At 39.2% G+C, this 13668-nt stretch carries 13 protein-coding genes, 1 pseudogene and 1 other annotated feature (1 of these 15 running past the window's edge); of the genes and pseudogenes, 2 read left to right on the top strand and 12 right to left on the bottom strand.

Features of this window, described 5'->3' with window-relative positions:
* Positions 1 to 105: 105 nt before the first annotated feature.
* From J2S13_RS04735 to nadB, 5 genes and pseudogenes are all read right to left on the bottom strand, one after another.
* Positions 106 to 1044: a phosphotransferase gene (locus J2S13_RS04735; protein WP_307256561.1), complete on the bottom strand. Its 939-nt coding sequence runs from the start codon at positions 1042 to 1044 to the stop codon at positions 106 to 108.
* Between the two features lie 1404 nt (positions 1045 to 2448).
* Positions 2449 to 2596, bottom strand: a pseudogene (gene safA, locus J2S13_RS16875) (SafA/ExsA family spore coat assembly protein); the annotation flags it as partial.
* Positions 2597 to 3248: 652 nt separating this feature from the next.
* Entirely contained in the window at positions 3249 to 4355 is a 1107-nt protein-coding gene (gene nadA, locus J2S13_RS04725; protein ID WP_307256559.1) for a quinolinate synthase NadA, read from the bottom strand.
* 2 nt (positions 4356 to 4357) lie between these two features.
* Positions 4358 to 5209 (bottom strand): carboxylating nicotinate-nucleotide diphosphorylase, encoded by an 852-nt coding sequence (nadC, locus tag J2S13_RS04720; RefSeq protein ID WP_307256557.1) that lies wholly within the window; start codon positions 5207 to 5209, stop codon positions 4358 to 4360.
* A complete protein-coding gene (gene nadB / locus J2S13_RS04715; protein ID WP_307256556.1) occupies positions 5178 to 6776 on the bottom strand; it encodes an L-aspartate oxidase in 1599 nt (532 codons plus the stop codon). Before nadB ends, nadC begins: the two co-directional genes overlap by 32 nt.
* Before the next feature lie 198 nt (positions 6777 to 6974).
* On the opposite strand from nadB, the gene J2S13_RS04710 reads away from it, so the two are divergent.
* Complete coding sequence (locus J2S13_RS04710; RefSeq protein ID WP_307256555.1) at positions 6975 to 8090, top strand: IscS subfamily cysteine desulfurase; 1116 nt, start codon at positions 6975 to 6977, stop codon at positions 8088 to 8090.
* Between the two features lie 57 nt (positions 8091 to 8147).
* Complete coding sequence (locus J2S13_RS04705; RefSeq protein ID WP_307256554.1) at positions 8148 to 8693, top strand: transcription repressor NadR; 546 nt, start codon at positions 8148 to 8150, stop codon at positions 8691 to 8693.
* Positions 8694 to 8762: 69 nt separating this feature from the next.
* Here the strand turns inward: J2S13_RS04705 and pheA are convergent, their stop codons facing one another.
* From pheA to rplU, 7 genes are all read right to left on the bottom strand, one after another.
* Positions 8763 to 9611: a prephenate dehydratase gene (pheA, locus tag J2S13_RS04700; protein WP_307256553.1), complete on the bottom strand. Its 849-nt coding sequence runs from the start codon at positions 9609 to 9611 to the stop codon at positions 8763 to 8765.
* A 61-nt stretch (positions 9612 to 9672) separates the two neighbouring features.
* Positions 9673 to 10143 (bottom strand): transcriptional regulator ThrR, encoded by a 471-nt coding sequence (gene thrR, locus J2S13_RS04695; RefSeq protein WP_370873954.1) that lies wholly within the window; start codon positions 10141 to 10143, stop codon positions 9673 to 9675.
* 53 nt (positions 10144 to 10196) lie between these two features.
* Positions 10197 to 11486 carry a GTPase ObgE gene (obgE, locus tag J2S13_RS04690; protein WP_307256551.1) on the bottom strand — a complete coding sequence of 430 codons (1290 nt, stop codon included), beginning with the start codon at positions 11484 to 11486 and terminating at the stop codon, positions 10197 to 10199.
* A 90-nt stretch (positions 11487 to 11576) separates the two neighbouring features.
* Entirely contained in the window at positions 11577 to 12131 is a 555-nt protein-coding gene (locus J2S13_RS04685) for a Spo0B C-terminal domain-containing protein (RefSeq protein WP_307256550.1), read from the bottom strand.
* A 510-nt stretch (positions 12132 to 12641) separates the two neighbouring features.
* Entirely contained in the window at positions 12642 to 12932 is a 291-nt protein-coding gene (rpmA, locus tag J2S13_RS04680; protein ID WP_307256549.1) for a 50S ribosomal protein L27, read from the bottom strand.
* Positions 12933 to 12944: 12 nt separating this feature from the next.
* Entirely contained in the window at positions 12945 to 13277 is a 333-nt protein-coding gene (locus tag J2S13_RS04675) for a ribosomal-processing cysteine protease Prp (RefSeq protein WP_307256548.1), read from the bottom strand.
* 12 nt (positions 13278 to 13289) lie between these two features.
* A complete protein-coding gene (gene rplU / locus J2S13_RS04670) occupies positions 13290 to 13598 on the bottom strand; it encodes a 50S ribosomal protein L21 (RefSeq protein ID WP_307256547.1) in 309 nt (102 codons plus the stop codon).
* A 15-nt stretch (positions 13599 to 13613) separates the two neighbouring features.
* Positions 13614 to 13668: a sequence feature (ribosomal protein L21 leader region), on the bottom strand (it continues 27 nt past the right edge of the window).

Here is a 13668-nt window from a genome sequence, read left to right as displayed (position 1 = left end):
CACTTCTTGAGCAATTTGCCCAATCTTAGTTTACGTAAGCTAAATATTTACATACAACGAATGAATGGAGGAAATCCCTTTCATTGGATAGAAAAACAATCTTCATTAGGTTAAAAATGTTTCGATGCTATTTATAAACTTTTTTCTTTTATTAAATTGGTCGATGGTTAAATACGAGAGTACGTCCCATATTTGTTTTTGTTCGATTGTATTGCTCTGAATATAACGGTTCCATTCCCTAAAAAGATCGGTCTGAAAAAGTAAATGAAGATAAAAGGATCGATCCTGCCGATATGGATGAAAATGATCATGTTCCCAGAGCTTTTCTAATTTCCAATCAATATAGGGTAAAATCCGATTGGCAAATTGTAGATCATCATATTTTTTATCCGCAATCGCTATTAAATCAAAATCAAAGATCAATAGCTTCCCATTTTGATCCAGTATGAAATTATGATTGGCGACATCACCGTGAATAATACAAAGATGCCGATTCCATGAATGTTCCTTTTTTATTTCTTCCAAAGCCTTCTTACTGCAGTTGATAAATGGAAAAAAGTAATCAAATGGGACTAGTGGTTCAATATATTGAAGGTTTTTTAAAAATTGTTGTAATCGCTGATCCCACTTTTTAATTTGGTCGAATTTTGGTAACGTTTTTTCCAATTGTTTAAAAAAAATGGAGGTCTTAAGATGAAACCGATTTAAAACTTGGAGTGCTAACTGTCTTTCATTCCATGAGCGATACGAAAAGGGTGTACTTGATGGTTGAATATATTCCATTATTCCAAAAACTTTTCCATCTAATTCAATATATTTTTCCTCATGTAACGGGTGGAATGCAATCGTTTCATGAAATCCATGTTCTTTTAAAAGAGAGACAATTTTTAATTGATTTAGTAATTTTTTTCTATGAATAAATTGTTTTAAAAACCATTTCCCCGAAGGAAGCGTCAAAATCCATTTCCCATTTTTCACCTTGCTGATCCCAAGTACGGGTTCGTCTAACTCTTTTTGTGCAAGTAAAAGGAGACGATGGATCATGTCGTCTCCTAAAAAATGTGGTTTAAAAATCGGCACTTTCATCTTCTTCTATATCCGTGTTGCTATAAGGGTGGCCATAGACTGGCGGATAATAAGGGGTTCCTCCCATGGCAAATGGATTCATTCGTGCATCATATGATGGATAATATGGTGCTGGTTGAGCTGGAAAGTAAGGCATTTGCTGCATTGGTTGTTGAACCATACTCGGATGCATTCCTCCTACAGTTCCCATCCCTTGATAAGGGTGTTGAGCTCCCGTTTCATAAGTAGGGGATTCTCCACAACCACAATCATTTAAATCTCTTTCTTCGTCTCTAAAGGATTCAGCCGATGCTCCGTATTCATCATTTGCATTGATTCCTGGATAGGGATCCTCTTCTCTAAAGTATCCCGAACCTGGCATAATAGGAGATACGGGAACACAATTGGTAGACGGTTGTGCAAACGGAGCCCCTTGACTGTATCCAGGATATGTCATCGGTGAGGCGGCTTGTTGTTGTGCAGCAGGATTTACCATTGGATATGCTTGTGGCTGTTGTTGATAAGCCCCCATTACATTAGATTGATTTGGCATAAAGAAGGAAGGAGATTCATCCAATTGGCCCATATCATCATATTGTGGGACCCCTGGTAACATGGTTGGCCCCATCATCGGTTGTTGCTGCATTGGCATTGGTTGGTACATTGGTTGTTGCATTGGTTGTTGCATTGGTTGTTGCATTGGTTGTTGCATTGGCATTGTGTGGTACATCGGCATCGGCATTTGCGCCATCCATGGATGATGATGATGGTGTACAGGTCCACACGGCAAACAAGGTACACATGGATTACAATGCATAAAATGATTCATAGGTAAACAGTCCCCTCCTTGTGGTAATGCAAATGATGGAGCTTCCATCATTGGTGATTCAAACTCTGGAATTGATTCACATGGTTCCTCCATTTCAGGCATTGGCTTTACTGGTATATGTGGCATGACAGGTGGAGCTGGTGGTTGAACTGGATGGATAGGTTTAGTTGGTTGAGCTGGTGGTGTTGGTTGGATTTGTTGAAATTGCTGGATTTGGTCCATCGTTAGCTCGAAATTTTGGATAATATCGATATCTGGTATGATGGGCTGTGGCATAACGGGTGGCTGCACTGGCGGTTGTGGTTGGATTGGTGGTTGGATTGGTGGTTGGATTGGTGGTTGGATTGGTGGTTGGATTGGTGGCTTTGGCATTTCTTTCTTAGGCATTTCTTTCTTAGGCATTTCTTTTTTCGGCATTTGTTGCTTTGGAGGCTGTTTTGGCTTTTCTTTCTTCATTTCCTTTTTTGGCATTTCTTTTTTCGGTATATACTTTGGCTGCTCTTTTTTCGGTGTTGGCTGAGTTTTCCCTATCTCTTTTTTGACCGTTCCCCCGGTTGTTGGAACTTTTATTTTCATACCGGGCATGATAAGATCCGGATTGGAGAGTTGAGCATTCATCTTTTTCAACTCTTCAAAATTAACGCCATATTTTTTTGCGATTTTCCAAAGTGTATCTCCTTTTTGTACGATATGGATCTTCAATTTTTACCCCTCCTCAGGCATAAGTCCATATATTGTATGTTAAATCGACCAAAATGCTAACATTCTACACCAAAACTTATGATATTTACTCAAAAAATATGCCTACACCAAATGCGAAAGCGCCTTGTTTATCGGCGTACGGATTTTGTAGTCTTTGACTGAGATAAAGGAAACACGGCGAGGCACTCCCACGAGCCGATGTTGACTTATCGTAGGGAAAAGACGCAGAAATCCGCTTGCCGATAGGCGCTGGAGCTAGACGGCATCAAATGCAGATGCGCCTGTTCATCGGCGTACGGATTTTGTAGTCTTTGACTGAGATAAAGGAAACACGGCGAGATTCTTCACGAGCCGATGTTGACTTATCGGAGGAAAAAGACGCAGAAATTCGCTTGCCGATAGGCGCTGGAGCTAGACGGCATCAAATGCAGATGCACCTGTTCATCGGCGTACGGATTTTGTAGTCTTTAACTGAGATAAAGGAAACACGGCGAGGTTCTTCACGAGCCGATGTTGACTTATCGTAGGGAAAAGACGCAGAAATTCGCTTGCCGATAGGCGCTGGAGCTAGTCGCCTCCAAATGCAGATGCGCCTGTTCATCGGCGTACGAATTTCGTAGTCTTTGACTGAGATAAAAAAACTTTTCCCTATTTAGGCACGCTCAAGCATACGTTCTAATGCCAAAATGGAATATTTAGATGTTTCAGCATCGACTTTGATGATATTGTTTTCTTTCCCCTCTACAATATTTTCAAGTGACCAAAGTAAATGAGGAAGGTCAATTCGATTCATTGTTAAACATGGACACATGTTTTGATTTAATGAAATGATTTTTTTATCTGGATGATCATGAATAATTCTCTTCACTAAATTCATTTCCGTACCGATGGCCCAAGAAGTTCCTGGTTCAGCCTTTTGAATTGCTTCTATAATGTATTTCGTTGATCCATTATCATCCGATAACTCGACTACCTCTCTTCGACATTCTGGATGAACAATAATTTTCATCTCTGGATATTGTTCGCGCACTTCTTTAATGTTCTCAACTGTGAAATTTTCATGGACGGAACAATGTCCTTTCCATAAGATAACTTTGATCTTTTCAATTGAACCATCAAAAATCAGCTCATCCTTATGTGGATCCCAAACGGCCATTTCGTCCAACCCTACTCCTAAATCACAAGCAGTATTTCTTCCTAAATGCTGATCAGGTAAAAATAAAATTCGCTCCTTTTGTGTAAATCCCCACTCCACCATCTTATGAGCATTTGAAGAGGTAACAGTCGCACCCCCATGACGGCCCACGAACGCTTTAATGGAGGCTGTTGAATTGACATACGTAAGCGGAATGATCGTATTACCGAACAGTTGTTGAAGCTTCCCCCAAGCTCTTTCTGTTTGATGAATATCTGCCATATCCGCCATCGAACAGCCAGCACGCATATCAGGCAAAATAACGGTTTGCTCATCTGTTGTTAAAATATCTGCCGTTTCCGCCATAAAATGCACACCGCAGAAAACAATGTATTCCGCCGCTTTATTTTTAGCTGAAATTTGCGCAAGCTGTAGGGAATCCCCCACTGCATCGGCGAATTGAATTACTTCATCTTTTTGATAATGATGTCCAGGGATAAACAACTTAGTACCTAAATCTGCTTTAATTTTCCTTACGCGTTGTTCCATCTCTTCTTTTGATAATGATCGATATTTTTCCGGAATGGTCATGGTTGGTTGCTGTAATTTTTGTAAAATACTCATGATTACTCCCCCTTACTTCCATTATTCAGTACTTTTGCACTAATATCTAAAGCTTTATAGGAATGTGTTAAATATCCAAGTGAAATCCATTCCACACCCGATTCAGCATAGCTTCGTAAATTTTCGAATGAAATACCACCTGATGCTTCTGTCACGATATGAGACGGAACGTGGGAAATCCAACTTTGAATTTCACTTGGTTCCCGATTATCAAACATAATAATGTCGGCTCCAGCTTCAATCGCTTCAAGCATCTGTTCCTTTGATTCAATTTCCACTTCAATTTTAACCGTATGTCCTACCGATTGCCGTACTTTTTGGACCGCATTTGTAATCCCTCCCGCAAATGCAATATGATTATCTTTGAGCATGACGGCGTCGTAAAGTCCCATGCGGTGATTAAAGCCTCCACCACAACGTACAGCATATTTCTCAAGCATTCGAATGCCAGGAGTCGTTTTTCTTGTATCACATACTTTTGCCTTTGTTCCTTCTGTTAATTGGACCGCTTTATTCGTTAGCGTTGAGATCCCAGACATTCTTTGGATCAAGTTCAAGACGACTCTTTCAGCCTTCAATAACCCCTCCATCGTACCGTGAATTTCGGCAATCACCTGACTTTTGTCGACGAACTCGCCATCTCGAAGGAACACTTTCGTCTCACAAGTCGAATCCATAAGTTTAAAGCCAGTTTCAATGATGGACTTTCCGCAGAATATCCCCGATTCTTTTGCAATGAGTGAAAAGCTTCCGCGTTCATCATTGGAAAAAATGGATTCACCACTGAGATCACCATCACCAATATCTTCCATAAAAAAGTCTTTAAGCATAAGTTCTAACTTGATCATGTTCATAAAAACAACTCCTAACTTCTACTTGATTCACTGTATGAATAATTTGTTGATCTTTCCAAAACAACTCCTCTTTCGGAAAATCTGCCCGAATATGGGCTCCACGACTTTCTTTCCGAAGAAGGGCAGATGTCGAAACTAAATAACTATTCATATACATAAATACTAATTGGATTTTATCTATCGAAAGCTGTTCCAATGATCTTTGAAAAAATGACTCAACATGATGTGAACGCAGCCAATCAATCTGCTCTTGTATTGACTGTTCATCACGGACAACAAAAAGATGTTCCATCATCGATTGTTGTAATTCTGTTTTAGATAGATCTTCAACCTCATCTTGATGAATGGCAGATTGATAAGAGAAAACAGTCGATTCAGGAAATGTTTCAATAGGAGCATGATTGATAAACTCGGCTGTTCTTTTTCCAAATACAAGTCCTTCTAATAAAGAATTACTCGCTAATCGATTGGCCCCGTGAACACCACTACACGCTGTTTCGCCAATAGCGTAAAGCCCTTTTAAAGAGGTTCTACCAAAGGCATCAATCAATATCCCCCCCATTAAAAAATGGCTTCCAGGGGTTACAGGGATCAGTCCTTTTTCAATGGAAATCCCATTTTCCTCACACAGCTTCGTGATCGTCGGAAATTTACTTGAAAAATGGTCAATGTCTGTTATATTTAAAAATACATTTTTTCCTTGATTTCGCGTTTTATAAATTTCAAAAGCCGTCACATGTCTTGGCGCTAAATCCTTCAATGGATGCACATTCTCCATGATCCTTTTTCCATCCTCGTCGACTAGAATTCCACCTTCACCCCGGACAGCTTCGGAAACAAGGCCCTTTGTCTCCCCATTGACGTACAGCAATGTTGGATGGAATTGAATAAATTCTAAATCTGTCAATTCAGCCCCCGCACGGTAGGCCATTGCAATACCGTCTCCGAATATTACCGATTGATTCGAAGTATATGGATATAATCCTCCCATTCCGCCGGATGCGAGCACAATATGTTGGGCGAAATATTCTTTTATTTCCCCTTGTTCGTTTTTCGTTTTGACGCCAATGACTTGTGAGCGATCCTCTGTTAATAAAAGTTCATAAGCAAATTCATGTTCCATAATGGTCACACGATCATGGATGGTCTCTAATAAATAGTCCACCACATGCTTTCCAGTTGCGTCTCCACCACAATGAACAATTCGCTTCTGACTATGGGCCCCTTCTAAACCTAAATCAATATGACCGTCTGAATCTCGATCGACTGGTAAACCTTCCTGAACTAAACCTTTTACAATCGCTGAGCCTTCCTGAACTAAACGATTCACCGCCTCTTCGGATTGATGAAATCTTCCTGCAGTTAAAGTATCTTGAATATGAAAGGTAAATTGGTCTTTTTCAGAAAGAACAGATGCAATTCCACCTTGTGCTTTATATGAATTACTAACCGTTGTAGCTAACTTTGTGATAATAATCACATTCAATGGCTCACTAATATACTTAGAAAGTTGTAACGCAGAAATTCCACTGCCAATAATGATGACATTTGTTATAGTTTTACACATTTTTCTCCCTCCTGAGTTAACAGGTGTCTTGACACATATATTTACATAAATTTAAACTGAATACAAGCATTTTTTTATGAATCAGCTTTTTATAATAGTCTAAATGGGAAACTATGCTCATGCCTTCTAGAAAAAGTCAGAAGATCTCCTTCACTATTTGAATAACATTACAGACTTCCACCTATAGGAGTGATCAAAATGAAGTATTTCGATTATGCTGCGACAACACCGATCGATGAAGAAGCATTGCGTGTTTATAAGGAAGCATCTTTGCACTTTTTTGGAAATAGTTCTAGTTTACATGATTGTGGAACAAATGCCCTTTTCGTAGTAGAACAATGCAAAGAAACATTAGGGGAAATATTAGGAGTCGACGCAAAAGGAATTTATTTTACTTCTGGAGGCACAGAAGGAAATGTACTTTCCATCATTTCTATGGCAAGAGGGGCAAAACAACGGGGAATGCATATTATCAGCTCTATGGCGGAACATACGTCTGTTCACTCTGCCCTCGCCTTTTTAGAAAAAGAAGGGTTTGAAATAACGAAAATTCCTTTTCTCAAGAATGGCCAAATTGATCTTCAACAGTTAGAATCAAGTATTCGCAAAGATACCATTCTCATCACAATTCAACATGTGAATTCCGAAATTGGGACGATTCAGCCCATTCAAGACATTGCGAAAATGACCGAAAATAAAGGGATTCTTTTTCATACTGATTGTGTACAATCTTTTGGAAAATTGGATTTAAAGACAATCACACCATACGTTGACAGCTTAACGATTTCTTCGCATAAAATATATGGACCAAAAGGAGTGGGAGCGGTTTATATCGACCCAGCTTGTAAGTGGGAGGCTGTTTTTCCACTTCTTACTCATGAAGATGGTTTCCGTGGTGGAACGTTGAATGTTCCTGGAATTGCCTCTTTCATCAGTGCAGCTGAACAGATGGCAAAGACCGATAACCATTTAGAAATGGAGTGGGAGCTTCGGACATTATTGAAAACTGCTATTGGGAATGAAGCGAGTTTTTTTGAAGGAGACGACAGAAGTCAATTGCCAACTATTGTGGGAGTAGCTTTGAACCAAATGGAAGGCCAATTGGTGATGTTAGAATGCAATCGACACGGATTTGCCATTTCGACAGGAAGTGCTTGCCAAGCTAAACATGAAGGGGAGACGAAAGCCATCCAAGCGATGGGATACCCTATCGAAGTGGCCAAACGATTTTTCCGCATTTCTTTTGGAAAAATGACAACGAAGGAAGAGATCCTCACTCTTGGGCAGCTCATTAAAGAAATTGGGCAGTCTTAACTTTTGAATTCACTGGGGATATGTTAGAATAATGATAAGTAAAATGGAGGGATCCATATGGCTCCAGGGAAAAAAGTATTAGGGGAAGAAAGAAGAGACTTTATCCTAAAACTATTAAAAAAAAGTCACCATCCCATTACGGGAAGTGAATTTTCTAAAAAAACGAATGTTAGTCGACAAGTAATTGTGAACGATATCACATTATTAAAAGCGCGAAATGAACCGATCATCGCTACGAGTCAGGGGTATTTTTATTTATCCTCTTCTCCACAAGAAACGATTATTGAACGGACAGTCGCTTGTATACACTCGCCTGAAGAAACAGAAAATGAGTTAAATCTACTCGTTGATCAAGGAGTAATGGTGAAGGATGTCCGGGTTGAACATCCAATTTACGGAGACTTAACTGCATCTATCATGGTATCCAATCGAAAAGAAGTAGATCAATTTATGCAAAAAGTACGCGAAACAAAAGCGTCCTTTTTATCCCAACTGACAAATGGCGTACACCTACACACTTTATGTGCAAAAGATCGCGTTACATTAGACGAGGCTGTGCATGCCTTGCATGAAAATGGTTATTTATTTGAAGAGTTTGAATGATCAAACATCAATTCTAACAATAAAAAAGCTGTTCTTTCTGATCAGCTTTTTTATTGTATATTGCTATTTTTAAATTAGATAAGATGAATAGCTTCCAATCACTGTCACTTTGCAACCAAGTGCTTCCATTTCTTTGAAGGCACTAGGCAAAAGGACCTCATCCATTTTTTGACCTATATCAATAATAAAGAAATAATTTCCTAAGCCTGTTTTCAATGGTCTAGATTCAATTTTACTTAAGTTAATATGTCTCCATGCAAAGGCAGATAAAACTTGATGAAGAGCCCCAGGATTATCCGTAGGTAATGTGACCATAATCGTTGTTTTATCTTGAGTTTTTTTCAAGGGCAAATCGATTTGGCGATTTTCTCCCTTCGATAAAATGATAAAACGAGTATGGTTGAAAGTATAATCATGGATGTTTTCCTTCGCAATGACCAATTGATAACTTTCAGCAGATAGAGCATTTCCAATTGCAGCATATCGATATTCGGGATGCTCACTTATGAATTGGGCTGCCGCTGCCGTAGATGTTGATTGTTCACACCGTGTGTGTGGAAATTGATTATGTAAAAATTTATGACATTGGGCAATCGCATGAGGGTGTGACAAAATCTTTTCTACCTCTTTCCAACGCTTGGCATGGTCTGGATGTACCATTAAATGCTGCTGAATCGGAGCGATTATTTCCCCAATGATCGTTAGATTTGCCTCATGATATAAATAATCAATCGTTAAATTCACGGTCCCCTCTAGGGCATTTTCTAAAGGAACGACCGCTAAATCTACTTCCCCAGCTACTACTAAATCCATACATCTAGGAATCGTTAAGCAAGGTGTTCTATCTTCTGTTGGAAATGCTTTTCTTACAGCTAAATCAGTGAAGGTAGCCGCAGGTCCCAAGAAAGCTATAGTCAATTTGATTCCTCTCCTCATTTGGAATATTACGAAAATTCAAGTCTAAAAGCGAGGCCCGGTGTTATGCACCGGAACCTAGTACATCGACTTTATCTACAAATTCTAAGCGTCTTAATCTTGACAATAATTCCTCTAAATCAATACTCATATCGGTTACGTTTAGGGAAAGAGTCACATTTGCCCGTCCCTGAAGCGGAATCGTTTGATGAATCGTCAAAATATTACAGTGGTATTGAGCAACAAGCGCTAATAATTCTGATAATGTACCAGATCGATCCTCTAAATAAAAAAACAATGAAATAATTTTTTCTTTCACGATGGTATGAAAAGGAAAAACAGTATCTCGATATTTATAAAAGGCACTTCTGCTTAAATCAACTTTTTGTACCGCTTCAAAAACAGATTGAGCTTTCCCTCGTTCGATTAGCTCCTTTGCTTCTAAAGTCTTTTTCATTGCTTCGGGTAACACATCTTCCCTCACAAGATAAAACTTTTGATCGAGTTCTTTATTCCCCACTTGCAGTTCCTCCATTTCACACGAGTGAAACTTTTATCAGCAAAGAATATGTTTTTCTGTTTCTTTGCTTAGTCCACAAATTCAAATTCATATTCTAATAATTTCACGGTATCTCCGTTACGGGCTCCCCGCTGTCTTAGTGCCTCATCTACTCCCATAGAACGCAACTGGCGTGCAAATCTTTTTACTGTTTCATCACGGGTGAAATCTGTCATCTTAAACAATCGCTCAATCTTCTCACCACTTACAACGAATGTACCATCTGATTCTCTTGTAATGATAAATTCTTGAGTAGACTCTTCATGTTTATAGAGGACTCGTTCAGTGACTTGTTCTTCCTCCGATTCACTAAGAGGGAATTCTGCTGTTTTTTCCAATTGATCGGCGATGGCAAACAACAATTCTCTTAGACCTTTCTTCGTAATAGCGGAAATCGGGAAGATTCTAACGTCTTCAGGCAGCTTTTCTTTAAAATCCTTTAAGTTTTCTTCTGCCCCTGGAATGTCCATTTTATTAGCCACGATTAATTGCGGTCTTTCTGTTAAACGCAAATTATATTCCTTTAATTCATTATTGATTGTCACATAATCCTCATAAGGGTCGCGCCCTTCCATCCCGGACATATCTATAACATGAACGATGACTCTTGTTCTTTCAATATGGCGTAAAAATTGATGACCTAATCCAACTCCTGCATGGGCCCCCTCAATTAATCCGGGCAGATCGGCCATAACGAAGCTTCGTCCATCCTCTGTTTCAACCATTCCTAAGTTTGGAACAATCGTTGTAAAATGATATTCTGCAATCTTCGGTTTGGCAGAGGAAACGACAGATAATAACGTCGATTTTCCAACACTTGGAAAACCAACTAACCCAACATCAGCCAAAAGTTTCAACTCTAAAATGACATAACGTTCCTGTCCTGGTTCACCGTTTTCACATAGCTCTGGGGCCGGATTGGCAGGAGTGGCAAATCGTGAATTTCCACGTCCACCTCGTCCTCCTTTGGCAACAACGGCCATTTGACCATGAGACGTTAAGTCGGCAATTAATTCACCAGTATCTTCATCTCTCACGACAGTGCCTGGTGGGACTTTTACAATCATATCCGCAGCATTTTTCCCATGCTGATTTTTACTCATCCCATGTTCACCGCGAGGGGCCTTGAAGTGCCGCTGATAACGAAAATCCATTAAAGTTCTTAGTCCTTCGTCTACTTCAAAAATCACATCGGCACCTTTTCCACCATCGCCTCCAGCTGGGCCGCCTTTTGGCACATATTTCTCACGACGGAATGCCACCATCCCATTTCCGCCGTCACCGCCCTTTATATAAATTTTCACTTGATCAACAAACATATAGAACCTCCTGATAATGAAATGCACAAAAGTTTTAAAAAACAATTTTGGGTCTATTCTTACTCTTGGTCATGTAGATCTATTTCCAAACTATTTTTTGGCATTATGTAAAAGCAATTCAAAGGAAAATTCCCTCTCAGAAAGATGTAAAATATTTATTTTATGAACCATCTGTTCTTTCTCTGCTAATTGTAGCCATTCAATCATAGCATCCTTATCCTTTATTATTCCACCAAAATCAAAAAAGAAACGAACATGATCGTTTAATGATTTTTCAAGTGAAATATAAAGGTGATTCTCCCCATATGGCTGTAAACTAATTTCTAGTTTGTATAAGAAAGCTTCACACCAATCGGTTAATTGCTCATCATCAACATGCAATTCCAAATCTTCATCAATAATCTCATATTCTAACCGAAGGAAAGAGTTTGTCCAATTATAAGTTAATAACAATTGTGCAAAGCGTGGCATTTTTAAATTCGTTAATTTAGACTCTTGCCGTGCTTCTAGAATAATATCATCAATAATATCTTTTACACGGTCTATCCGGTTCAAGTCAATATTTCCTTTAATAAGCTGGATTTTATTCATCCAGTCATGGCGCGTTTGCTGCATCAATTGTATGATCGTCCAATCATTTTTCATTTTGGCACTCCCGTATCTCTACATTTTAATTTTCCCGTCGTCCAATCTTCCTATATGATGAATTTTCTTGAAAGGATCTGTTCATTTTCACTTCAGGCTCGTCTCCATAGGCAGTACTGCGAGCCTCCCCAGTGCTTTAGCGCTGCTTGGGTCTCCCCTGCCCCATCGTCCCGCAGGAGTCTTCGTGCCTTCAGCTCCAATCAACATTAAATCGATATTGGCTTTAATACAGCCTCTCGAAAAAAAGAACCGTTACTATTATGTAAATGACTTATTATGTAGTATAACAGAAAATCATCTAAATGAGCACGCATATTATGATAGATTTCCCCGATTGTCAGCTTATACATCCATAAGCAAGAAGCCATTTAGAGATTTTGCTCATTTTTCGTATCCCTGTGATTTTCGCGCTTATGGTCTCCGATGGTCTGAAAAGTCTTTCGGTACCATTCTTAAAGAATATTGAAAAGCCCTAACCATCCATTTGGTTAGGGCTTTTCTCTGAATCCATTAAGCTTCTTGTGCTACAGGATATACGCTAACTTTCTTTTTGTCACGACCCATGCGTTCAAAACGAACGATTCCGTCAGTTTTAGCAAAAAGAGTGTCATCTCCACCGCGGCCAACATTTTCTCCTGGATAAATCTTAGTTCCACGTTGACGGTAAAGAATGGATCCGCCTGTAACGAATTGACCATCTGCACGTTTAGCACCAAGGCGTTTCGCGATTGAGTCACGTCCGTTTTTTGTTGAACCAACACCCTTTTTAGAAGCGAAGAATTGAAGATCTAATCTTAACATTCATTCCACCTCCTATTGAAAGGTAATTTTTATATATTTTCCGTAATCACGTTCAATCGTTTGCAATGAGACAATCATTCCTTCAAGAAGCAGTTGAACTTGTTCCTCTACACTTTCAGGAAGATCATTTGGAAATACACATTTGATATAACCACCATCATCACCTTGCTCAATGATTGGCTCCACCTTTGTAATGGACATGATGGCATTCAATGTCCCAAATGATACGGCAGATGCTCCTGCACAAACGATGTCTTTTCCATGCTTTGAAAAATTGGCATGTCCATCCATTGTAAATGAACGAATTTTGCCAGAAGAATCTTTTTGTATCAGAACTTTAATCATACATTCATCGCCTTACGCGTTGATTTTTTCAATAACAACTTTCGTATATGGTTGACGATGACCTTGTTTACGTCGATAGTTCTTTTTAGGTTTGTATTTGAATACAACCAATTTTTTTGCGCGACCTTGTTTTTCAACTTTTGCTGTTACAGTAGCGCCTTCTACGATTGGGCTTCCTACTTGAACATTGTCGCCACCTACAAATAATACTTGGTCAAATGTTACAGTATCACCTTCTGCAGCATTTACCTTTTCGATGTAGATTGTTTGACCTTCTTCAACTTTTACTTGTTTACCGCCAGTTTCAATAATTGCGTACATTCCTTCTGCACCTCCTTAATAACTCAGACTCGCCATTTTCAGGTGTTTTGCACAAGGCAAAATCTTGTAA

The organism is Oikeobacillus pervagus (assembly GCF_030813365.1).
Taxonomy (GTDB): domain Bacteria; phylum Bacillota; class Bacilli; order Bacillales; family DSM-23947; genus Oikeobacillus; species Oikeobacillus pervagus.
Note: the sequence above shows the minus strand (reverse complement) of the source record. Positions and strands in the feature narration are given on the sequence as shown.